Consider the following 21,634-nt stretch of genomic DNA (forward strand, 5'->3'; position numbering starts at 1 on the left):
ACACATCGCACGTCACAGCCGGATCCTGTCATGTAACTCCACACCCGCCGTCGGCAGCGGAGTCTTCGACCGAACCGCATTTCGTTAGGGGTTCTAAGACGCCCACTGATCCAGATTGTCGGTCTGCACGTAGGTGAAGGAGACTGCGGGGCAGGCCCGCAGTCTCCTTCACCACGGACAAAGGAGCACGGATGGCGTCGGATGCCGATTATGCGGATGCCGTGAGTACGTACGCCTTCGGGAGGGATGCGGACGGGCGTCCTGTCCTGCCACATACGAAACAGAAGGTGGGCGATATCTCCCTGGGGAAGCACCTGTATGGCGCGCGCTACCGGGATCCCGACGGCAGGCCGATTTCGCGGTTGGGGCCTCTGACCGCGGAGGCCCTGAGGGGGAAGGGTTTTACCGTGGTGAACGCCCATGGCAAGTGGGCACTGTCGCCGGATACACCTTTGCCGGGGACGTCCTATCCGTTGGATGCCGGTTATGCGGATGCCGTAAGAAAGCACGTCTTCGGGAGGTGTGCGGACGGGCGTCCTGTCCTGCCACTTCAGAGACAGAGGGTGGACGATATCTCCCTGGGGACGCACCTGTATGGCGCGCGCTACCGGAATCCCGACGGCACGCCGATGTCGCGGTTGGGGCCTCTGACGGCGGAGGCCCTGAGGGAGAAGGGTTTTACCGTGGTGAACGCCGGTGGCAAGTGGGCACTGTCGCCGGATACACCTTTGTCGACGGCGTCGCATCGGATGGCGTCGGATGTCAGTCGCGGCCCTGAGGTGTCAGAGGGGCGCGGGGACGCACCGCGGTCACCAGCCTCTGTCCCGGCATCGTCGTCTTCATCGGTGGCAGCCCAGTGGTCTTCTTCTGCAGTGCCGGGCGTGCCGACGCCGCAGTCGGCTGGTTTCGGTAGTTTCGGGGGGCCGGGCGGCGTTGAACTGTCATGGCAGTCTGCAAGTCTTGCTGCTGCGTCTGCCATGACGCCCGATGCGGGCTCGCCCGCCAACCAGATACCTGCCCCAGCTGGCACGATTAACCCGGGGCATGCGTTTCGGGCTGCTAGGGAGGACGCACAGAAGTCCGTAGCGGAAGCAGCGGCACTTAGGGACTCGGTGAGGGTGGCTCTGGGTGTATTGCCGCCCCTTCCCGACTCTTCGAGTCATTCGGCTCCTCGGCCGAGGGGTATGAGTCGTTAGCCTCGATCATTCATGAGGGTCCGTCAGCTTGCTGACGGGGCCTTTGTGGTGAGTGCCGGTGGGGATTTTCGGAGCCTGGGTAGGTTGAGTGCCCGGCTGATGCGCTATGGATGTCAAGCGCTTTGACCCCTCGGCTCATGAGGTACGCCGCCGCTTCCCGGTACAGGTCGGCCTCCCAGCCGGGGCCGGTGGGGTCGAGGTGCCAGCGGTGAGTGATGCCGCGCTCGGTGATGCGCTGGGCGATCAGTCCCGGCCCGGCGGTGAGGATCACGGCCAGATCCGGCATCGGCACGTGCCGGTTGACATCGACCAGGAACTCGAACGGGACGCCGTCGAGCTGCTGCAGAACCAGCGTGCAGGGCAGGTAGCGGTCGCTGACGACGATTTCGCCGCCGCGCAGCGCCGGGTCGATAACGGTCTCGACGTGCTCGTAGCGTGTGGCGGCGACCAGACAGGCGAGCGGTACGCCGTGAATCTCGTTGGCATGGGAGCGGGTGAACGTACCCAGGGCCGTGGTGGTCGGTTCGGCAGTTGGTGTGGCGGGACGGCCTTGAGCGGCCAGGAGATCGTGCAGGGCCTGTACGGTCGTTGACTTGCCGACTCCGCTGGGCCCGTCGACGCTGACGAACCAGCCGGTGCGCCCACTGGTCATGCAGCGACCTCCTCTCCGCCCTGGTTCCGCTCGTGCTCCTCGCGCGTGAGCACGGCGAGTGTCGAGCGGATGCGCTGCAGCGGTACGTCGCCGAACTGGATGCCGACGGAGAAGTTGAACTCGTCGCGTAGCCGCATCGACTCGTGAGCGCCGTCGCCGGTCAGGTCGACGTCGCCGTACGCGAGCAGGGCGTCAGCTTCGTGACCGGCGGCGATGAGCGTCTGCCACACCGGCGTGCCCGGGTAGGGGCGGAACTCGAAGACGCTGGCCCGGACGTCGCCGGTGTACCGGTCGGAGACGTCCCATAGGTTGCGGATGTGCTGGACGGTGGCGTCCAGGTCCTGTTGGGTCTCGCCGGGGAAGCCGAGGATGAAGTACCCCTTGACACCGATGCCGAGGGCGACCAGGCCGCAGGCCACGCGTTCGGCCATCTCGGCGTCGATCCGCTTGTCCATCGCTGCCAGAATGCGGTCGCTGCCGGACTCGATGCCGAGGGCGACTTCGCGGAGCCCGTTGGTCACCATGCGGTCCAGATCGGTGTCGGTGAGCCGGTTGAGGACGTCGATGCGGCCGGTGGCGTCCCACACGTACCGCTCGCCGATCCTGGTCCGTGTGAAGGCTTCCATCTGTTCGTCGATGACACGGCCGACGCTGCCCTTGCCGAATACCTCATCCATGCTGGTTAGCCTCGCCGTTTCGGTTGGGCATGGCGGCTGACGAGGCGGAAACGCGAAAGTGCCTTCCTGACCTGGGACGATGAACTGAGGGGCCCTGCGCTTCTCGGGCAGCGGTGTTCGGCACTCGCTCCTCAGCGTTGCCAGGCAGCAGGGGCATCCACGGCCGACACGCCGACTTCCGGAACCAAACGGACCGGGACACGCCTCTGTTGAGTCAGGCCGCGGACGGACGCCGGGCCGGCGGCACACCCCGAAAGAGCCAGCCCCGCAGGGCGGCAGACGCCTCACGAGCCATCCGGACCGGCGACCTACGGAAACGCTACGAGCGGCCAACCCGACCGCGTTCCGCTACCCCCCATACAAGTCGGCGCCTCAAACTCGCTGTCTCGATCTTTGGTGGGACGGTGATGCCCACCGCGCTCGCATGGTCGTAGAGGTGCTCCAGGGTGGTGAGAGGGTCTATCAGGAATCAGGCTCCTACAAGATTTTCGTAGCCGGTGTTCGCTTCAACTTGCCTGTGGTTCTGACTTGTTGACGGTGGCAGGCTGGCTGTGTGTGTTGTCGTCGTGGGGGATCTGCTGCCGCGGCTGGCCGCGGTGCAGGTCGAGCGTGTGGAGGCTGGCGGAGATCTGCTGAGGATCACGGCTCGGACCAGGGATGACGCCTCGGTGGCGTGCCCGGGTTGCGGGCAGTCGTCGGACTGGGTGCATTCGCGATACGAGCGGCATGTCGCGGACGAGGCGGTGGGCGGCCGTGAGGTCGTGATCGACTTATCGGTGCGCCGTCTGTACTGCGAGAACCCTGCCTGCGAGAAGGTCACCTTCGTCGAGCAGGTCACCGGGCTGACGCGGCGATATCAGCGCCGCACGCCAGCCCTGCAGAAGGTGGTCGACGCGGTCGCCGTCGCGCTGGCCGGGTCGGCCGGGGCCCGCCTGCTGAACGTGCTGCACCACGCGCTGTCCTGGGCGAGTGTGCTGAACTGCCTGATGCGCATCGCGTTGCCCGTCCGGCCGGTCCCGCGAGTGCTGGGGATCGACGGGTTCGCCCTGCGTAAGGGTCACCGCTATGCCACGATCTTGATCGACGCCGAGTCCGGGGAGCGTATCGAGGTGCTGCCGGACCGGAAGATGCAGAGGGTGACGGCCTGGTTGAAGGAGCACCCCGGCATCGAGGTCGTCTGCAGGGACGGGGCAGGGGGCTTCGCCCAGGCCACCACAGACGCAGACCCGACGGTCGTGCAGGTCTGCGACCGCGGGCACCTGTGGCACGGGCTGGCCGAGGCCGCCTTGAGGGAGGTCGCAGCTTACAGCGCGTGCTGGGCCAAGGCCGGCCCGCCACTGCGGGAAGGCCCCCGCGCCGAGACCACCCGCGAGCGATGGCAGCAGGTCCACCAGCTCCTCGATGCCGGGGTCAGTCTGCTGGAATGCTCCCGCCGCATGAGCCTCACACTGAACACGGTCAAGCGCTACGCCCGCCACGGCGAGCCCGAGCGCATGGTGAGGGCACCGCAGTACCGGCCCACCCTGGTCGACCCCTACCGCGACCACCTGCGCCGACGCCGCGCCGAGGATCCCGCGGTGCCCGTCACCCACCTTCTGCGCGAGATCAAGGAACTCGGCTACACCGGCAGCGCCAACCTCCTGGTCCGGTACATCAACCAGGGCAGGGTCGAGGCCGACCACGCCAGTCTCTCCCCGCGCAAGGCCGCACGCCTCCTGCTCACCGATCCCGACCACTTGCGCGAGGACCAGCTCGTGCTCCGCGACCAACTCGACAGCACCTGCCCGGAGATGACCGCCCTGGCGGACGCGGTGACCGGTTTTGCCGCCCTGCTCACCCGAAGCCGGCCAACGCCGAGGCGCTGACCGGCTGGATCACCCGGATCCGGACCGTGGACCTGCCGTTCCTGCACGCCTACGCCACCGGCCTCGAACGCGACCGCACAGGCGTCGACCACGCCCTCACCCTGCCCTGGCACAACGGCCGCACCGAGGGCGTCAACAACCAGATCAAGCTGCTCAAGCGCCAGACCTACGGCCGAGCCGGACACCGCCTCCTGCTCAGCTGAGATCCAGCTCGAAGGATCACCGGCCACGAAAATCTTGTAAGAGCCTGATTCATGACACTCCCGCGTGGGCTGCAGCGGGCTTTGCGGAGGTTCCGCCAGGTCTTGACCGACGTGATGGTTCTCTCGACGGGCCACCTGAGGCGGGAGTGGGCCCGGTTGACGCACCTCTGTTTGACCGTGAGGTCCTTCCCGGGCCGTCGCCTGTGGGGAACGGCCACAATGTCACCGGCTCCCTGGTAACTGCGGTCGGCCAGGATGGGGATGCCCAGACGGATGCTGGTGGCGATGATCCGGTACCGGCGGGCCGCGGTCAGGTCGTGAGTACGGCCCGGCAACGCGGGTGAGATCCACACCAGGGTGCCGTCCGGAGCGGTCACCACCTGCAGGTTCACTCCGTGCCGACGGTGCTTGCCCGAATAGTCGGCTCGGCCGTCACCGGTCCGGTCGCACTCGGCGAGGGTGCCGTCCAGCAGCACGTACCGGGCTCCCGCGTATCTGAGGGCCGTCGTCAGCCCAGGGGCGAGCGCGGCCAGGTGACCCACCACCGCGTGGACGTGGGCGTGCGCGGGTACCCAGGCTGATCCCGAAGCCGGCCGCGAGCTGCCGCAACGTGTCGTTTTTGCGCAGGTACACCAGTGCGATCAGGGCACGCTGGGATGGCGAGAGCTGGCACCGTCGGTCACCCTCACGGGTGACGATCAGTATCGTGACCCACTCCACCAGGGCATGCGGGACATCGAGTACGGCAGGATATGGAACCAACGAGGCCCCCGAGGTGACGAGCAACGGACGTAAGACATCCCGCTCAACACCCCGAGGGCCTCGCCTGTTACGCCGACCTCACTGCCACCCGATGGTGGCCAAACTGAACAAGCTCAATGGCGGATCTTCCGCCATGCCCGCATCAGCCCGAACAGACTCGCGTCAGTCGCCGCAGCGGGGTCTGTACGGTGACCGGGCCCCGTTGCGGCTGTTGTCACTGTCGGCACCGGCCGGGTCGTGCTTCTCGTAGCCGAGGTGGTCGGTGATCTCACCTTCCAGGGCGGACTCCAGCACGCGCTTGGTCAGCTGCTGCAGCAGCCCGCCGTCGCCGGTCAACTGCAGGCCGCTCGCGCGGGCCCGATCGACCAACTGCCCGATCAACTGGTCATCCGGCAGGTCCTCGGCCGGCCGGACCTCTTCAACCGCCTCAGCAGAGACAGTCACGTCGCTCATCAGGTGCTACTTCCATGATCGGGAGTTGCACCGAAGACCGCACAGACCCACCGGTAACGGGGCGACCGCGTCGACCGGGAAAGGGTGGTGGTCAATGTGCCGCGAAGACCCGCTGCTGATGGTAACCGTGCTCGTGGCGCTCTGCCGCGGGCCGGTTGTCGCGGGGGGAGCGGACCAGTACGCGCTTCAGCCAGCGGTCGGTGCCGTCATAGCGCGGTCGGAAGGCGACCCGGCCGTGGACGACGGCGTCGTTGTCGATGATCAGCAGGTCTCCGGGAGAGAGGGGCACGACGGCCCCATGTTCTTCGAATGCCGTGCCAAGCCGGTTGTGTGCCGCGATGAACTCCTCGTCGTCGGTGAGGTACCGCGTGTACGAGGGGTCGTACCGAACGCACAGCCCGTCGGGGCCGTCCCAGACAGTCGACATTCCCACGGGTTCGCGCGTGGAAGCGGTGTCGTCCTCGTAGCTGTCGTCCGGTTCTATGGTGAGCAGCGGCCGCCGAAGCTGCGAGATGTCCGCAGGGTCGAGGCCGAGGCCGCGGATCGAGACGAGCCTGCTGCCGATGTGGTCGGGGTTGCGGACACAAGCCAGCAAGAGGAAGTCGGCGCGCTCGGGGTGGAACCCGTCCTCACTGTGCCAGGCGAGCGGTACGGTGCTGCTCGCTCCGACCTGCATGTGCTCGAAGCCCTTGCTCGGCAGGATGTCGTGCACGAGGCGTCCTTCCTGCTGGTCCGTCCAGCCGAAGGCCGTTCCGAGGGCTGTCGCGGCGAGGGCGAGCGCGATGTCGAACGGTGCGGTCCTGCGCCGGTCGTCCGTAGACCAGTGGGTCGGTGTCGGGCCGAGATCGTCGAAGCTGTCGAAGAGCCCGCTGACCATGCGGAACCCCACAGCAGGGTCGGGCGGCGCGACCACCGTCGCGAGCGAGGCGCGGAGCGTGTCGGGCAGGTGCCACGTTGGATGGTTCAGGACGGTGTCACCGAGGGCGCCCGCGGCAACGCGGTCACGGACGATCTCCTCGAAGTGGATCCTGACGTCGTCGCAGATGTCGCCGAGGAACTCGGGAGAGAGCATGGAGCTTCCTTTTCCTTTTCACGGGAGGGGTGGGCGCGGGAGGGATGAGGGGCCGGTGGCCGCCGCGCACTCAGAGGGATGAACCGGTGGGGGTGGGACTCTGCTCACGGTTCGGTGGCGGGCTCCCGGCCTTTGTCCTCCCCTGCATGTGCAGTTCCACCAGGACCATGGCCGCGAGGAGGAGGCAACAGCCGATGATCCGTCGGACGGACAGGAACTGACCGGCGAGGAGGCCGAACAGGGCCGCGAAGACGGGTTCCATGGTCATGATGACGACGGCCCTCGCGGCGCTGAGCCTGGTCTGTGCCCAGGTCTGGATCACCAGTGCCGCAGCGGTCGCGAGCACGCCGGTCCACAGCACCCCGAACCATGCTGCCGGGGTCGGCGGTACGACGTTCAGCCCGGCCGGCGCCGCGACGACCACCGCGATCACCGACACCGTCGCCATCTGGGCGAACGCAAGGCCGTAGGGGTCCTGTCCGGTCGCCCAGGCACCGGTCCCGAGGATCTGCAGCGAGATGCACAGCGCGCACCCCAGGGTCAGCAACTCACCGATACCCAGGCCGAGTCCTCTCAACGTGAGCAGGGCGAGCCCCACCACTGCGAGCCCCGTCCCTGCCCATGTCGTCAGGGTGACGCGCCGACGCAGCACGAGCGCGGAGAGGAGCGGGGTGAAGACGACGAACATCCCGGTGACGAAAGCCGACGCGGTCGCCGACATGTGCTGGAGCCCGAACGACTGGAGGGTGTACGAGACGCCCAGAGCGACGCCGAGCACGGCCCCCCGGCCCCAACCCGCTCGGTCGAGGGACCGGACTGCCCGTGGCCGCAACATGGCTAGGACCAGGGTTCCCACCGCGAACCGCACGGCCACGAAATCCAGTACGGGCATACGCTGCGTGGAGTCCTGGACGACGAGGAAGGTCGAGCCCCAGACAGCGGCCACCCCCAAGAGCGACAGACTGGCCAGCCTGTTCGATATGCCGGGGGCGGTCGCCGCGGTTCGCGCGGACGATGTGGCGGAACGCGTCATTCCTATCCGATCGATGAGGTTCAACCAACTCTGCGGTGGACGGCCGCACTCATTCGTAAAGACGGTTGGCGGTGCACGCCTAGTTCACGGGGCACGGCGAGAGCGGGAACCTGTGGGACGGCGGCGAGGGCCGTGAGTCCTGAGTGTGGCCGGCGCGGTCGCCCTGGCGGTGGTGCAGCTCGGTCTCCGGCCGCCCGCCCCAGCGCCTGAGGGGCCCGCGCGCGGCTGATACGGGGACGGGCGGTGTCCGCGCAGTATTTGCACGGGGGGTGACTGACAGAGGGTTGTCGGTGCCTGCCCTGCCCTCCGGTCAAGGGGACTGGCCTGCGCCGGGTTCGGCCGTGGAGGGGCGTACGGAGGGGGCCGTGGAGGGGCGGCGGTGCCCGGTCCCGAGCCCAGGGCCCCGGCGTTTGCCTCGGATGTTCGGTTGATCACGTAATGCCGTAGAGGGCGAGGACGCGGTGGCGTTCGGTGTGGGCTCGGCGTCCGGCGGCGGTGTTGACGTACCCGGCGAGTTTGATTGCGCCGCGGATCAGGTCGCGGACGGCGGCGAGCACGGCGGGCGTATTGTGAGTCCTGACCTGGGACTTGTCCTCACCGAAGACGACATCTCGTATCCAGTGGACGGTGTTCTCCACGGTCCAGTGCCCGCGGGCCCAGGTGGCGATCTCGGCCGCGTCGGCCTGTTCGGCGGGCAGGTCGGTGATCGCGTAGACGGTCTCGCTGGACCACTTCTTCGCCCCGTGCAGGCGGCGCTTGCGCTGGATGCGCAGGACCTGGCGGGCGTCGGGAACAGCAAGCCGTCGACGGTGACGACCTGCACCAGGCGCCGCTCGTGGCGGCTGGCGTCATCACGATGGATCACAGGGACTTCTTTCCAGGGCAGGCGGTGGAGTTGGCGGGCCTGACCACGCTGGTTGTTCTTGATCGTGAGGAGGTAGTGGGCACCACGTTCGCGCAGGCAGGCGGCATGGGTGTGCTGGGCGTGGAGAGCATCGGCCGTGATGACCGCCCCGGTGAGGTCGGCGTCGTCGACCTGGTCGAGCAGGGGCTGGAACTCGGGGATCTCGTTCGTCTTCGCGCCGATCTCACGCGAGGCCAGGGTGATGCCGTCGCCGTGGCGGACCGCGGAGAGCACGAAGACCCGGCTGCCGTCGGGGCGCCTTGCGCCGCGCAGGCACTTGCCGTCCACCGCGATCGCCCGGCGCCTGCGGCGAACGGGCTCGGCCCGGGCGGCAGCCCGGTGGGCAGGGCGCTGTTCACGTTCCTGACCGCCATCGGGCATCAGGGGCCCCGGACCACCAGGTTGCGGTGGAAGAAGGGGCCGGAGGCAGTCGTGACCGGTCGCGCTGATCTCGCCTGGATCGAGGCGCCCCAGGATGCTGCGCAGGGTCTTCTCGCTCGGCACCCGGTAGCGGCCCAGGAACGGGTGATAGGGCAGACCGAAAGCGGCCAGTTCCTCGGGAGCCGCGCGCCGGCACCACTCCGCCGCCGCGGTGACCGAGTCATGGCCTGCCGGTGTCATCGCGCAGACGATCAGGGCCAGCAGCGAAGCGAGTCGGCAGCGCACCCCACATGCACCGCGGGGATCGGTAATCGACTCGGACTCGGCGACGAGACTGCGGACTTGGTCTCGCTCATTGCTCCCACCCAGTGCTTCCAGCCGGGGCGCATGGAGGGCAGGTACGGCGGTGAGAGATGATGGCGGGACGAACACGACACCCTCGTGGATCTTGAAGCGTAGAGAACTCCATGATCTACAGGGACCGTGTTCGTCTGCTTCCGGGGAACGCCACCAGCACCAACCGGCTCAAGATCGGATGAGCCGGGCAAACGCCGGGGCCCTGCTTGGCACCCCCCTCACGCCACCGGCGGCGCCACTGGCGCACCGTGCCGGGCGTGACCCTCAACTCCGTGGCCACCACACCCGCGCTCTCACCGCGCTCGAACCGCGTCGATCAGGGCCTGGAGCTCGGAGGGTGGGTCTTTGTCCGTCCAGGCTCGCCACCACCGGTTGAGGGTGACGGCGGGGGTGAGCCAGGAACGGGTGGCGCGTAAGGCCTTGGGCCAGCTGGGCAGTTGGGGTTTGGCTGGGCCCCCTCTCTGGCCCGTCGTTGGGGCACGGGTCCGGCGCGGTGGCATCCAGCGGTCCGGGTGGGGCGAACCACTGGTCCCAGCAGAAGGAGAAGGCGCAGTTGACCAGGGTCTGGTCGCGGCGGATGGCGCGGTCGGAGCGGACTTGGAAGTCGGCCCAGCCGAGTTCGTCCTTGACCTGCTTATAGCTCTGCTCGATCCACGGCCGCAGCCCGTAGAGGCGGACGATCTCGGCGAGGTCGGCCGGCAGGTGCGGGCTGGTGGCGGCGTGGGGCGCGTCAGGGTGGGGCAGGTTGGTGGCCAAGTACCAGGTGGCCTTCTCCGGCAGGCCGACTGGGTCGGTGGTGGCCACGATCAGGCGGCAGGGTGAGTCGGGGCCATATCCGCCCAGGCGGGTCTCAGCGGCCCACCAGGTCTCGGTGTGCCCGTCGCGGGAGTGACGCTCCACGGCGTCCAGTCGCGGGGATGACCGGCGTCCCGCCAGGTCAGGGCGTGGGCGGCCTCGATGGGAGTGTGTGGCTGGTCGACCGGGGCCCAGACACCGTTGCGCGGCTTGAGTGCCACCACATAGGCCAGGCCGGCCTCGCGCAGTGCGAGATACCAGTCGTCGCTGACCGAGCAGGCGCAGTCGGCGACCACCGCCCGGCAGCTGAAGCCCGCCTCCTTCCCGCGGGCCGCGAGGGCAGCGGCCAGCTGCGGTTTCGTGCGGAAGGCCGGATCGGATCCCGCGGCGGCCCGAGTCCGCCGAGTTGCACGCGACACCGGCAACGGCGGTGGGTGCGGCCCGCCGCCGCTGGCAGCCGCACCGCGCGGGCATCCTCAACGTCTGGCGCTACTACGACGAGACCTTCACCTTGCATCAGGGCCGCCTGCTGCTCCGCGGCCAGAACGGTTCGGGCAAGTCCAAGCCCTTGAGCTTCTGCTGCCCTTCCTCTCCGACGCCAGCCTGCGCCCCAACCGCCTGTCCACGTTCGGTGGTTCGGAACGCACCATGCACTGGAACCTGCTCGGCGAAGGAGCCTCCGGCAAGACCCGTGTCGGGTATGTGTGGATGGAGTTCCGCCGCGTCGGCGACGATGGCGCCGAGCGGTGGTTCGGCTGTGGTGCGCGTCTGCAGGCGAGCGTGCACACCAGCGGGGTACATGCCGACTACTTCACCACCGGCTCCAGGATCGCCCACCCTGCCGGCGTGCTCCTCGTCAACGAGGCGGGACAGCCGCTGACACGCGCAGCGCTGGTCGAGGCCGTGCGCGACCGCGGCGACGTCCATGCCTCGGCCACCGACTACCGCACGGCCGTACGACGTGAATTGTTCGCCGGCATGGGGGAGCAGCGTTATGAGTCGCTGTTGTCCGCCCTGCTCCAGTTGCGCCAGCCCAAACTGTCCGAACGGCTCGATCCGTCCCTGCTCTCCACCCTGTTGTCCCGCGCCCTTCCCCCATTGGGCGAAGGTGAGATCGCTGAACTCGCCGAAGGCTTCGAGCGGCTGGACCGCCAGCGCGAACACCTCAAACGGCTCGACGACGAGGTGACAGCGGCAGAGACCGTCGCATCCCGGCAGCGCGCCTACGCACGACGTGTCCTGCGTGCCGGCTCGGCCGCGCTGATCTCGGCGACCACGGAGATGGACGACCTCACCCGCGCCGCCCGCCAGAGCGCCGAGGGACTCGAACAGGCGCTGACAGAACGGGAGTCCGCTCAGGCCCGGCGCGAGGAACAGGAACTGCGCGCGCACGCCCTGGAGGAGACCGTCGAGGGGCTGCGCGAGAGCGACGCGTACAAGCAGGGCGAGGAACTTGACCGGCTCCGCCGTCGTACGGAAGAAGCGGCAGCCGTCGCCGAGCGACAGCGTGCCACTGCGCAGGCCACTCAGATCAGCGACGAGGCGGCGGCCCAGGCCCGCACCTTCGACGAGCACGCGCGCGAAGCCGCCGAGGAAGCACGCCGGTCGGCCCGGGCGGCGGGTATGGAGTCGATCCATCATGAGGTGAAGACGCTTCTCGACACGGATTCCGTAGTGAACCTCGCAGACAGCCCGGTGCACGAGGCCGGTGGCCGTCGCCCCTTGGGTTCGGACGGTACACACACGGCGGGCGAGAACGGGGCACGACAGGCCCGCAGGCTGCTGCGGGGTGCGGTCACCGCCCGACGCCAGCAGGTCGTCCTCATCACCGAGGCGATGGACGAGCACGATCGCGCGGTACGCGACCGGGGTGTCGCCGAGAGTCTGCTGGAGGACGCCCGTAGCCGGCTCGCGGAGGCGATCGCGCGGCGGGACGAGGCGTCCGAAGCCTGGGACGGTGCCCTTGCCGTACAGGCGGAACGGCTGCTCGCCTGGGCCGGCGACTGCGCGTAACTGCGCATTGCCGACGCCGGGGAACTGGCGGCCAGAGCCGCGACCGAGGCCGAGGTGACGGCGCTGGTCGACGCCGCCGCACGCCCGCTGGAACAAGAGATCGCCACAGCGGAGGCCACCGCGCGAGCGGCACGTCTGAAGCTGCGGGACGAGCGGAGCCGACTTGAGGAGGAAGTTCGACGGCTGAGCGACGAGATCGACCTGTTGCCCCCTCCCACCCGCACCACCGTCCGCACTGCGACGCTCGCTGAGATCGATGCCGAGGTGGCCCGGCTGGAGGCCGCCGAGGTGGTGATCGGGCAGTTCATCGAGGCCGAGCGGAGTGGGCAGGCCGACGATCCGGTCATGGCCGCCGAACCGGCAATGCGCCTGATGATCACCTGCTACCGATCACGCCTACGACCAGCACGAGTACCTCGGCCGCCGCCCACGCCAGCCCCCATGACCAGCAATTCAGCTTGAACAATGATCAATCACTGGGACGCCATCATCGCCGCCGCCGGGCACGCCTTGAGTAACGGGCTCGTCGAGTCCATGAACACCAAGATCCGCCCTGAATTCTCCTCGGCAGTCAGACTGTGGCGGTCGTGGTGTGACGGGTGGAGAGCGGTAGGAAGCCGGTCCGTGGATCGCAGTTGACATACTCGGCGTCGACCGATCCGGCGGGGAGTACGGAGACCTCGTGCCAGAAGGCGACGTCCAGCGGGCCCTCTCCGCCGCCGACCATCTGGAAGAAGCTGGCGTATATGTCCAGGTGGGTTCGGTGCGACCGGCACCAGGTCATCAGGTGCTCGAGCGAGACGAACCAGGCGATCGTGCAGGCCCGGTCGAGGGTCGCGCCGTCGACCGACTCCTCCATGAGGTTGCGGGCGGCGATACAGCCGGATCCGGGGTTCTCCGCGAGGAAGTCGACGCCTCGATCCTTGACCGGTTTCACGTCGGCGAGGTACTTCTGGCGATAGAGCGTGGCCGCGGACCAGTCCTGTGCAGTGCGGATCAGCGCCACATTGCCGGGTACGGCGACGGTGACGCGGCGCCCGCGGGTCTCGGACGCCTCGGGGACCTGGGGTTCGAAGACCGGGAGCGCGGGCGCTAGTTTCTCGGTGGCCGAGGCCGCGATGCGGTCGCGGGCCGCGCCCCAGTAGTCGTGCACCTGAGTCTCGGGGAGTTCCACGGCGGCGGACTGCGACAGACCGCTGGTCGCGTAGTCCTCGCGACGATGGGTGTGCAGCGTCTCATTCCGCTCGACGGGGATGACGGACTCCTCGCGCCAGTACCCGGCAGCGCCCTGTGCGGGGAGGCCGTCCCAGACGGAGCGGACGGGCTCCGACTCCCGCCAGCGCCGGTGGCTGGCCGGGTCGTACCAGTACGCCATCAGCACCGCGTTGTGCGCTCCGGCGGTGTCCAGGAAGGAACCGCGGTCCACCACATCCGGGCCGTCCGGTCCGCCGAACAGCGCGGCGAGGCCCGTCGCTCCCCGCTCGGCCGCTTCCCGGGACGGCGCCTGGCACGCGTACTGGGCGAACACGAACGCGTTCGTGCCCTCCGGGAGACGGGCACTGTAGGCGGTGAAACGAGGGGCGTGGCCGGGCGGGCCCGATCTCGGCATGGCGCGCTCCTTCGAGTTTCGAGTGGCGGTGGACTGCTTCTGTCTGACTCGAAGCCTGGCCGCCGGACGAGCGCTGTTTGACTACCAGTCTACGGGAACTTGACACAGAGCGAACACACCGGTCCGCCGGTCGCCGCGCCATGAGACCGAAACCGCCGCGTCACCTCTCCACGGCCGGCCCCTCCCAGATGATCAACAACTCGACGATCATCCCAGCCCCAAGGCCACCCGCTCAACCTGATGGTGCCGGCAAAGGCTGTTCGGCCCAGATGGTCTTTCCGGTGCCGGTGTGGCGGGTGCCCCAGCGCTCGGTGAGCTGGGCGACGATGAGGAGGCCGCGGCCGCCTTCGTCGAAGACTCGGGCGCGTCGCAGGTGTGGGCTGGTGCTGCTGGCGTCGGAGACCTCGCAGATGAGGGTGGTGTCGTGGATCAGCCGCAGTTGGACAGGAGGGCCGCCGTAGCGGATGGCGTTGGTGACCAGTTCGCTGACGACGAGCTCGGTGGTGAAGGCGGCGTCCTCCAGGTTCCAGGCGGACAGCTGGGCGCAGGCAAGTTCGCGGGCGCGGGCGACGACCGCGGGGTCGGTCGGCAGGTCCCAGGTGGCGACCCGGTCAGGACCCAGTGCCCGGGTACGGGCCAGGATGAGGGCGGCGTCGTCAGTGCGGCGCTCGGACAGCAGGCTGCGCAGCACCGTGTCACAGGTTTCCTCCAGACCGGGGCCAGGGGTGGCCAGGGCGGCATGGAGCAGGGCGTACCCGTCGTCAGGATCACGGTCGGGGGCTTCGACGAGACCATCAGTGTAGAGGGCGAGGACGCTGCTTTCGGGAAGATCAAACTCCGCCACTTCGAAGGGCAGGCCGCCGACCCCCAGTGGAGGGCCCGCCGGAACGTCCAGGAGGCTTACTCTGCCGTCCGGGGTGGCGAGGGTTGGCGGGGGATGGCCGGCCCTCGCCACGGAGCAATGCCGGGATACGGGGTCGTAGACGGCGTACAGGCAGGTGGCGCCGACCTCACTCGCGTACGCCTCGGCCGGGTCGAGGTCGTCGTCCGCCGAGTTCTCGCGGTCCAGACGCAGGACGAGGTCGTCGAGTTGGGTTAGTAGTTCGTCGGGTGTCAGGTCTATGTCGGCGAGGGTGCGCACCGCGCCACGCAGGCGGCCCATGGTGGCGGAAGCGCGAATGCCGTGGCCGACGACGTCCCCCACCACCAGGGCCACCCGGGCTCCAGACAGCGGGATGACGTCGAACCAGTCGCCGCCGATCCCGGCGCTGGACTGGGCCGGCAGGTAGCGGGATGCCACATCCACGGCAGCCTGCCGGGGCGCGTGGTGCGGCAGGAGGCTGCGCTGCAGGGCGAGCGCGATAGCACGTTCGCGGGAGTACCGGCGGGCGTTGTCGACGCACAGCGCGGCGCGGGCTGCGAGCTCCTCCGCCAGGAGCAGGTCCTCCTCGCCGAACGGATCCGCTGTGCGATGGCGGGCGAAGATCGCCAGACCGAGAGTGACGCTACGGGCCCGCAGCGGCGCCACCATCATCGAGTGCATTCCATGGACCTTGATGCTGCGGGCGCGCTCCGGACATCCCGCCGTCCACCACTGCAGGGTCGCGGCATCAATCTGGTGCCGCGAGGCGCGGCCGACGGCCAGCGCGCAGCCCGGGGGCGAGTCCGCAGGGTAGGTGTGTGTCGCTCCAAGCGGCACTGCTGCCTCGGGGCATCCCGGGAGCACGGAGCGCTGGGCGGCGCGGCGGAAGACCAGGGGGTCGCGGAGGGGGGCCGCATCCGCGTCTTGGCCCTGGAGGACGCTGTCCAGCAGGTCCACGACGACGAAGTCGGCGAAGTGTTCCGTGCAGACTTCCGCCAGTTCGTCGGCGGTGCGGGTCAGATCGAGTGTGGTGCCGATGCGCAGTCCGGCCTCGTTCAGCACGCCTAGCCGTCGGCGGGCCCGGACCTGCTCGGTGGTGTCCACCGCCGCGAAAGACATGGCACGCACGTGGCCCCCGGAGTCCTTCACCGGGTACAGGGACAGCAGCCACGCGCGGATCTCCCCGGACGCTTGCAGATACGCCTCGCGGGGCACCGTCTCCCCGCCCCGCAGAACCCGCTCCACGACCTCGTCGAGATCGTCCAGGCCCTTGAGGTGGCCGGATTTGCCGATACGCACGCCGAGAAGGTCCCGTTCGGGCTCACCCACGGCGCGTTCCATGGCCGCGTTGAGGGCGATCGCGAGCCCCTGGCGGTCGAAGAGCGCCATCGGAAGCGGGATCTGGTCCAGCGCCCACTGCTTGAGCGTCGCCGTTCCCGGTTCGTCGCCGGCAGCGCCGGCAGCGCCGGCACCTTCCGTGGTTGGCGCACCCGGCTGCTCCGCTCCGGTGGCCGTGAGAAACCAGTGCGTTTCGCCAACCGCGTCCAGCAGGGAGTGGGCCTCGACCAGCAGGTTCAGGTGGTGTCCGTCATGGTGCCGCACGGCGACCAGCCCGCTCCAGCCTTCCCGCGCGCGCCATCGAATCGTGGCGGTCGCCGGAAGGGCCTCGGCGAGCAGCCCTGCCGCTGGCCGGCCGACCACCTCCACAGGTTCGTAGCCGAGAAGCCGCTCGGCTCCGGAGCTCCACGCCGTCACCAGCCCGTGGCCATCCACCGCGGCCGATACGGTCTGCTTCAACGGCGACCCTGTGCGGCCCGGGCCTACCGTGGCCGCGGCATCTCTGTCCATGGGTGCAACTCTCGCTCCGCCGCAGCAGCTGCCTCCGATCCCGATGGGCCCGTCCACGGCGTCACTTTCAGACTGCTCCTTTCATTCCGCAGGCGCAAGCGCATCGGCACGCACGGCACTGCTGGGGTACAGGTAGACGGCCTGTGTCTGCTGGTAGGCGGTCAGTCCCTCAAGCCCCAGTTCTGTCCTGGTCCGGAGATCCCGGCGCAGTAGCGTCCGATGGCGTCGATGATCTGGTCAGCGGTCTTGGTCCACTTAAACGGCGTGGCGTGTCCCAGAAACTTGATCCACTGTTCGAGGGCGCAGGCCAGTTCGTCGAGGGGGCAGAAGCAGCCCCGGTCACGGCGTCCGCGCTGTGCCCGTTTCCGGGCAACCGGCTCATGGGTTCGCGGGCGGACAGAAGTGCTGGTCTCCGGTCTGTACCGCTGACCAGTCGGGCAGTAGGTGTGTATGAGGCGTGGGGCGGCAGGTTTGTCCGGCTTGCCGTTGCCCAACAGGGCTGCTCCGACCCTCCCCAGCGTCTCCCGGATCAGGCTGCCCCCGGCTTCACCCGACCGGGGCCGGCTGGTGGAGGTGGCCCGGCTGGTCTGGTCGGCGATCGGCCGGGCGACCACGGCTTTGCTGGATGCCGACCTGCCGCTGGCCGAGAGTGTCATCGCGGCCGATGCGCGGGCCGATGACCTGCAGCGCGACTTGGAGGGACGGGCGATCGACCTGCTGGCCAGGCAGCAGCCGGTCGCCACCGACCTGCGGATCGTGGTCCCCAGCTTGCGGATGAGGGCGGATCTGGAGCGGTCCGAGGACCTGGCCCAGGATGCGGCGAAGCTGGCCCGGCTGCGCTACCCCGGGACGTGCGGTGCCGGACGATCTGCACCGCACAATGCTGGAGATGGGCCAGCTCGCCCAGCGCCTGATGGCGCAGGCCGCCGAAGTGCTGATTACCAGGGACGTCGACGCGGCCCTGCGTCTGGAGCAGGACGCCGACCGCATGGACGAGCTGCACCGGATGGTCTTCCAGCCCTGATGGACGACCGGTGGAAACACGGCGTGGAAACGGCCGTCGATGTCACGCTGGTCGGCCGCTACTACGAACGCTTCGCCGACCACGCCGTCTCGGTCGCCCGGCGCCTTGTCTACATGGTCACCGGCGAGCACCGAGGCAATCCACCCCGATGCCCCGCTGGCGCCCAGAACCCGGCGACCGGGTCGTGCGGGCGGTCAGGCCACGTTGGCCTGCTGGTCGGCCGGAAGGTCTATGCCGTGAACGGCGACCACGCGGGCTCGGCCGTCGGCCAGGCAGTAGGACAGGCCGACGATGGCTGTCCGCCCGACGGCGACCGCCTCGGCCAGTTCCCGGGAGCGGTCGGCAAGGAGGGCGACGGTCGCCCGCACGTGCTCGGCTATCAAGTCTGGGCCCCGTGGTGGCGTCGGCGGCGCGGACGCGGGGGTGACCCGCTTGACGACGTCGCGTACGCATCCGTCGGCGGTGGTGCCCTCGTCCACGGCTGCCCGGCTGGCCGGGACCGCGCCGCACGTGTCGTGGCCGAGAACCACCACCAGCGGGCAGCCCAGCATGCTCACCCCGTACTCGATGCTGCCAAGCACGAGGCGACTATGCCCACCAGCGGCCGCTGGTCGAGGACGCGCTCGGCAATCAGATGCTCGCCCTCTTGGTCCAGCTGGAAGCCGCCTGCACCGCCGCCGAGGACCTCGAAGGCGGTGGAAGAGGCTTTCCCTCAGCACCCGGACGCTGACGTGCTCCTGAGCTTCCCCGGGCTCGGCACCCAACTCGGCGCCCGGGTAGTCCTGCACGTGACCGACGAGTCCTCGTCCCGTTCCGCCACCTTCAAGACCAAGGTCGAGCAGCATCGACGCGCCGGACGCCTACTACAAAAACTGCCGCCGTCCGTTCGCCGATGTCTCCGGATCCTCCTGCGAAACCCTCGTCGACAACCGGCACTTGATCGGCGGGGACCAGACCGTCCGCGCAAAGCGCAAGCCGGCCCCGACGCGCCCCCGGCCGCGGGCCGGGGCACATGAGGTCGCCTCGCTGCCACCGTTCGTTTCCGTTGGCGGTCCGGCGCCCTCGCGGCCCGGATCGTCGGCAACTCAACCCCTGCGCGAACGGCAACTTGCGCTCCTACCCCTCCCACGGGGGCGAGCTATCCCCCGCGCCGACCCACCTACTCCTACGACCGTCCAAGGGGCCACCCCCGTGAATGCCATCCTGCCCGCCTTCGTCGGCCAGCTGCTCCAACAGGGCCAAGAGCCCAGCGAGATCCCCGACATCCCCAGCAAGCCACCATCGGGTGGCTCGAACCACTGGCATCCCGCATCCTCAGCGTGTTCGACACCGGCTCCTACCGGGCGGCCGGCTCCTTCTCCGCTTACGGGTATTGCCACCTGCCGATCCCGTGCCCGACAGTGACGCCCTGCTCGCGCGACGTCGACCTGACCGGCGACGGCGCTCACGATTCGATGCGGCAACGCGCCGCTGCAGCGCATCCGCTCAACACTCGCCATGCTCACCCGCGAGCAGCACGAGCGAAACCAGGGCGGACAGAAGGTCGCTGCATGACCAGTGAGCGCACCGGCTGGTTCGTCAGCATCGACGGGCCCAACGGAGTCGGCAAGTCAACGAGCATGCAGGCCCTGCACGATCTCCTGGCCGATCAAGGCCATCCCGCCACACAAACCGTCCACCACGGCCCCGGGTACGTTCACCGTGCCCACGCAGGCGAGATACACGGCATGGCGCTCGCCTCGGTGGTGTTGCTTCCGCGGTCGACGTCGGCTGTGCCTGCCAGGATTGAACTTCGACTTGTTGTCCGTCCCGCCCGCGGAACGTCTTTCACCCTGTCCCGCGAGGGTGAAACAGCCTGTTCAGCGGGGTGGTGACGAGACAGGGCTCCTCGTCGTTGGCGTGGTAAGACCGTGCACCACGTGCGGGATGTGACGTTCGCCGAGGACGCCTCGAAGATCCGCACCGGGCACGGGCCGGAGAATATGGCAACGCTGCGGAACCTGGCCATCAACACGCTTCGGGACGCGGGGCACCGCAGTATCGCCGCCGGGCTGAGGAAGGTCTCCTACGCGGCCTTCACCCACCCGTTGGAACTGCTCGGCCTGCCCTGACCTGCATCCCAACATGATCACTCGGACTTTGAATCAGCCCTGCAGGACCAGGCCGGTGCGTTTAGCTTCGGCCGCTCCTTCGGCAACCGCGACCACATCGCCCACGCGACCGGCGTCGCCACCGACCAGCTCAATACCCGCGCCCGCACCTGGATCTGGGGCAGACCCGCACACACTTACCAGGCACTTACGCCGCCGATATGTGTACTTCCTTTGAGGAATCCAGCAGTACTCACCGCGTCTGGGCAGGATTCTTCTTCTTCAGAACGCCCTTGGGCCTCGCAGGAGGCTCTGGGTCGTGCCGGGAGCCCATCGCGTAGCCGAGCAGCCGACGGGAGAGCAGATCGATCACCGTTGCCAGGTACAGCTTGCCCTCATCGGTGTCGATCTCGGTCATGTCGCCCACCCAGACGAGGTCCGGTTCCTCGACGGTGAAGTCCCGGCGGACGAAGTCCGGGGCGGCCGGCCGCCTGCCCGGCCTGGGCAGCGACCGGCGGCGCTTGCCCTTCCGGCCCGCCAGCCCGAGCTCGGCCATCAGCTTCGCGACGGTGTTCACCGACACCCGCCAGCCCCGGCGCACCAGTTCGATGAACACTTTCGGCGAGCCGTAGGTGCCCCCGGAGCAGCGGAAGATCTCCTCGATCTCCTCCGCAGGTACTGCCGGCGCATCTCCCGCTCGGTCGGCGGCCGGTCACGCCACTTGTAGTACCACGACTCCGACACGCCCAACGCCCGGCAGGCGGCGCGATGCGGTATATCCTGCTCGGCCTTGCAGCTGCTGATCACCCCGACCGCGACGGCCGGGTCCACCTCAGCTACTTCACCCACAAGGCCACGAATCGCTTGCACACATCACATTCCATCTCCAACTCGCGGATGCGCTTGTCCTTCTCCCACGCCTCGGCCCGCAGCCGCTCCAGCTCCGCCCGCTCACTCTCCCGCAGCCGGCCACCGGACGGCTCGGCCACCGGCCGGTCCGACGACGGCGACCCGTTGCCCGGGCCCGCGAGACCCAGCTGTGCAGCGTCCCGGGATGGATGCCCAGATCCCCCGCCACCACCGGAATCGGCTTCCCGGCCTCCGTCACGATCCGTACCGCCCCCTCACGGAACTCAGCGTCGTAGATGCGCTTCCTGGATGCCATGACCCCCAACTATCTCTCCGGTCACGGTCTCCACAGTAGGAGGGGAGGTGCAGGCCGTCACCTGCCTGCCGCGCCGCTTCGATCCCGATGCGATATGCGCGCTCAGCCTGCACGTGCTGCCCGGCGTCGCTGGCGATCCATCCAGCGATCTGGGCCAGGTCACCGACCTGGGCCAGAAGCACGCTGCCGACGGCTTCTGTGTGCGTGCTCTCCCGGTATAGCCGCATCGCCGCGTTCAGTTCCCGGAACAGGGGCGCCAAGAGGTCACCCCCGGTCAGCACGTCGTCAGCGAGTCGGAAGCCATGCACCCGGGCGGCGAGGCGTGCCACGTCGTCACCATCGATGCGACGGCCGATCGGGTCGACGAGTGGCGTTAGTGAGTTGCCGGGCGGGATCAGCTCCGAGAGGACCAAGGCGCCCCCGAACGGGGGTCCGTCCGACTCGCCGCGTGCATAGGAGGCGGCCCGTTCCAGCTCTCTGGCAGGAACGCCCAGGACTTCCGCGATGAACGGGAGCCAGGATTGCGGAACCCGCTCGCCGCGCTCCCATCGAGAGACCTCGTTCCGCGTGAGCGACTAAGAACCCCTAACGAAATGCGGTTCGGTCGAAGACTCCGCTGCCGACGGCGGGTGTGGAGTTACATGACAGGATCCGGCTGTGACGTGCGATGTGT

General features: G+C 68.7%; 18 protein-coding genes and 7 pseudogenes. 8 read left to right on the top strand and 17 right to left on the bottom strand.

Features of this window, described 5'->3' with window-relative positions:
* Positions 1-1,206 precede the first annotated feature (1,206 nt).
* Together AB0I54_RS46365 and AB0I54_RS46370 are read right to left on the bottom strand one after the other, a co-directional pair.
* On the bottom strand, positions 1,207-1,848 hold the full coding sequence (locus AB0I54_RS46365) for a dTMP kinase (protein ID WP_363302436.1): 642 nt from the start codon (positions 1,846-1,848) through the stop codon (positions 1,207-1,209).
* A complete protein-coding gene (locus tag AB0I54_RS46370; protein WP_363302437.1) occupies positions 1,845-2,525 on the bottom strand; it encodes a radical SAM protein in 681 nt (226 codons plus the stop codon). Before AB0I54_RS46370 ends, AB0I54_RS46365 begins: the two co-directional genes overlap by 4 nt.
* Before the next feature lie 575 nt (positions 2,526-3,100).
* On the opposite strand from AB0I54_RS46370, the pseudogene AB0I54_RS46375 reads away from it, so the two are divergent.
* Positions 3,101-4,593, top strand: a pseudogene (locus AB0I54_RS46375) (ISL3 family transposase).
* On the opposite strand, the pseudogene AB0I54_RS46380 reads toward AB0I54_RS46375, so the two are convergent.
* From AB0I54_RS46380 to AB0I54_RS46415, 8 genes and pseudogenes are all read right to left on the bottom strand, one after another.
* Positions 4,557-5,355: pseudogene (locus AB0I54_RS46380) on the bottom strand (transposase family protein). The pseudogenes AB0I54_RS46375 and AB0I54_RS46380 sit on opposite strands and share 37 nt — an antisense overlap.
* A 195-nt stretch (positions 5,356-5,550) precedes the next feature.
* Positions 5,551-5,808, bottom strand: a pseudogene (locus tag AB0I54_RS46385) (transposase); the annotation flags it as partial.
* Between the two features lie 91 nt (positions 5,809-5,899).
* A complete protein-coding gene (locus AB0I54_RS46390) occupies positions 5,900-6,880 on the bottom strand; it encodes a TauD/TfdA family dioxygenase (protein ID WP_363302439.1) in 981 nt (326 codons plus the stop codon).
* Between the two features lie 70 nt (positions 6,881-6,950).
* Entirely contained in the window at positions 6,951-7,832 is an 882-nt protein-coding gene (locus AB0I54_RS46395) for a DMT family transporter (RefSeq protein WP_363302440.1), read from the bottom strand.
* Positions 7,833-8,344: 512 nt separating this feature from the next.
* Positions 8,345-9,630: pseudogene (locus AB0I54_RS46400) on the bottom strand (ISAs1 family transposase).
* Positions 9,631-9,670: 40 nt separating this feature from the next.
* The gene (locus tag AB0I54_RS46405; protein WP_363302441.1) at positions 9,671-9,838 is read right to left on the bottom strand and encodes a helix-turn-helix domain-containing protein; all 168 of its coding nucleotides are present in this window, start codon (positions 9,836-9,838) and stop codon (positions 9,671-9,673) included.
* Entirely contained in the window at positions 9,820-10,359 is a 540-nt protein-coding gene (locus AB0I54_RS46410) for a hypothetical protein (protein WP_363302442.1), read from the bottom strand. The genes AB0I54_RS46405 and AB0I54_RS46410 overlap by 19 nt, the downstream gene beginning before the upstream one ends.
* 2 nt (positions 10,360-10,361) lie before the next feature.
* Complete coding sequence (locus AB0I54_RS46415) at positions 10,362-10,769, bottom strand: transposase (RefSeq protein ID WP_363302443.1); 408 nt, start codon at positions 10,767-10,769, stop codon at positions 10,362-10,364.
* Between the two features lie 229 nt (positions 10,770-10,998).
* On the opposite strand from AB0I54_RS46415, the gene AB0I54_RS46420 reads away from it, so the two are divergent.
* On the top strand, positions 10,999-12,363 hold the full coding sequence (locus tag AB0I54_RS46420) for a hypothetical protein (RefSeq protein WP_363302444.1): 1,365 nt from the start codon (positions 10,999-11,001) through the stop codon (positions 12,361-12,363).
* A gap of 54 nt (positions 12,364-12,417) precedes the next feature.
* A complete protein-coding gene (locus AB0I54_RS46425) occupies positions 12,418-12,825 on the top strand; it encodes a hypothetical protein (RefSeq protein WP_363302445.1) in 408 nt (135 codons plus the stop codon).
* Between the two features lie 109 nt (positions 12,826-12,934).
* Here AB0I54_RS46425 and AB0I54_RS46430 read toward each other — a convergent pair whose 3' ends face one another.
* The gene (locus tag AB0I54_RS46430) at positions 12,935-13,972 is read right to left on the bottom strand and encodes a phenylacetaldoxime dehydratase family protein (protein WP_363302446.1); all 1,038 of its coding nucleotides are present in this window, start codon (positions 13,970-13,972) and stop codon (positions 12,935-12,937) included.
* Between the two features lie 232 nt (positions 13,973-14,204).
* Positions 14,205-16,631 (bottom strand): SpoIIE family protein phosphatase, encoded by a 2,427-nt coding sequence (locus AB0I54_RS46435; RefSeq protein ID WP_363302447.1) that lies wholly within the window; start codon positions 16,629-16,631, stop codon positions 14,205-14,207.
* Between the two features lie 579 nt (positions 16,632-17,210).
* Here AB0I54_RS46435 and phoU point away from each other — a divergent pair.
* Positions 17,211-17,837 (top strand): annotated as a pseudogene (gene phoU / locus AB0I54_RS46440) (phosphate signaling complex protein PhoU); the annotation flags it as partial.
* A gap of 63 nt (positions 17,838-17,900) precedes the next feature.
* Here phoU and AB0I54_RS46445 read toward each other — a convergent pair.
* The gene (locus AB0I54_RS46445) at positions 17,901-18,287 is read right to left on the bottom strand and encodes a carbonic anhydrase (RefSeq protein WP_363302448.1); all 387 of its coding nucleotides are present in this window, start codon (positions 18,285-18,287) and stop codon (positions 17,901-17,903) included.
* Between AB0I54_RS46445 and AB0I54_RS46450 the strand changes: the two are divergent.
* The 3 genes and pseudogenes from AB0I54_RS46450 to AB0I54_RS46460 form a co-directional block, all read left to right on the top strand.
* A pseudogene (locus AB0I54_RS46450) lies at positions 18,287-18,512 on the top strand (IS110 family transposase); the annotation flags it as partial. The gene AB0I54_RS46445 and the pseudogene AB0I54_RS46450 overlap by 1 nt on opposite strands.
* 513 nt (positions 18,513-19,025) lie before the next feature.
* Positions 19,026-19,580: a hypothetical protein gene (locus AB0I54_RS46455; protein WP_363302449.1), complete on the top strand. Its 555-nt coding sequence runs from the start codon at positions 19,026-19,028 to the stop codon at positions 19,578-19,580.
* A 45-nt stretch (positions 19,581-19,625) separates the two neighbouring features.
* A complete protein-coding gene (locus AB0I54_RS46460) occupies positions 19,626-19,817 on the top strand; it encodes a hypothetical protein (protein WP_363302450.1) in 192 nt (63 codons plus the stop codon).
* Between the two features lie 232 nt (positions 19,818-20,049).
* Here the strand turns inward: AB0I54_RS46460 and AB0I54_RS46465 are convergent, their stop codons facing one another.
* The 4 genes and pseudogenes from AB0I54_RS46465 to AB0I54_RS46480 all read right to left on the bottom strand — a co-directional run.
* Positions 20,050-20,460, bottom strand: coding sequence for an IS3 family transposase (locus tag AB0I54_RS46465; protein WP_363302453.1), 411 nt, complete (start codon positions 20,458-20,460; stop codon positions 20,050-20,052).
* Positions 20,370-20,666 carry a helix-turn-helix domain-containing protein gene (locus AB0I54_RS46470; protein WP_363302451.1) on the bottom strand — a complete coding sequence of 99 codons (297 nt, stop codon included), beginning with the start codon at positions 20,664-20,666 and terminating at the stop codon, positions 20,370-20,372. Before AB0I54_RS46470 ends, AB0I54_RS46465 begins: the two co-directional genes overlap by 91 nt.
* Positions 20,633-20,785 carry a hypothetical protein gene (locus AB0I54_RS46475; protein ID WP_363302455.1) on the bottom strand — a complete coding sequence of 51 codons (153 nt, stop codon included), beginning with the start codon at positions 20,783-20,785 and terminating at the stop codon, positions 20,633-20,635. The genes AB0I54_RS46470 and AB0I54_RS46475 overlap by 34 nt, the downstream gene beginning before the upstream one ends.
* 77 nt (positions 20,786-20,862) lie before the next feature.
* A pseudogene (locus tag AB0I54_RS46480) lies at positions 20,863-20,961 on the bottom strand (transposase); the annotation flags it as partial.
* Between the two features lie 47 nt (positions 20,962-21,008).
* On the opposite strand from AB0I54_RS46480, the gene AB0I54_RS46485 reads away from it, so the two are divergent.
* Positions 21,009-21,182, top strand: a complete 174-nt coding sequence (locus AB0I54_RS46485; RefSeq protein ID WP_363302452.1) for a hypothetical protein — start codon at positions 21,009-21,011, stop codon at positions 21,180-21,182.
* Positions 21,183-21,634: the final 452 nt, after the last annotated feature.

Source organism: Streptomyces sp. NPDC050625 (assembly GCF_040654755.1).
GTDB lineage: Bacteria > Actinomycetota > Actinomycetes > Streptomycetales > Streptomycetaceae > Streptomyces.

Coding starts and splice junctions, on each gene's coding strand:
- AB0I54_RS46365 (WP_363302436.1), bottom strand. CDS start 1,848: ATGACCAGTGGGCGCACCGGCTGGTTCGTCAGCGTCGACGGGCCCAGC.
- AB0I54_RS46420 (WP_363302444.1), top strand. CDS start 10,999: ATGCACTGGAACCTGCTCGGCGAAGGAGCCTCCGGCAAGACCCGTGTC.
- AB0I54_RS46370 (WP_363302437.1), bottom strand. CDS start 2,525: ATGGATGAGGTATTCGGCAAGGGCAGCGTCGGCCGTGTCATCGACGAA.
- AB0I54_RS46390 (WP_363302439.1), bottom strand. CDS start 6,880: ATGCTCTCTCCCGAGTTCCTCGGCGACATCTGCGACGACGTCAGGATC.
- AB0I54_RS46430 (WP_363302446.1), bottom strand. CDS start 13,972: ATGCCGAGATCGGGCCCGCCCGGCCACGCCCCTCGTTTCACCGCCTAC.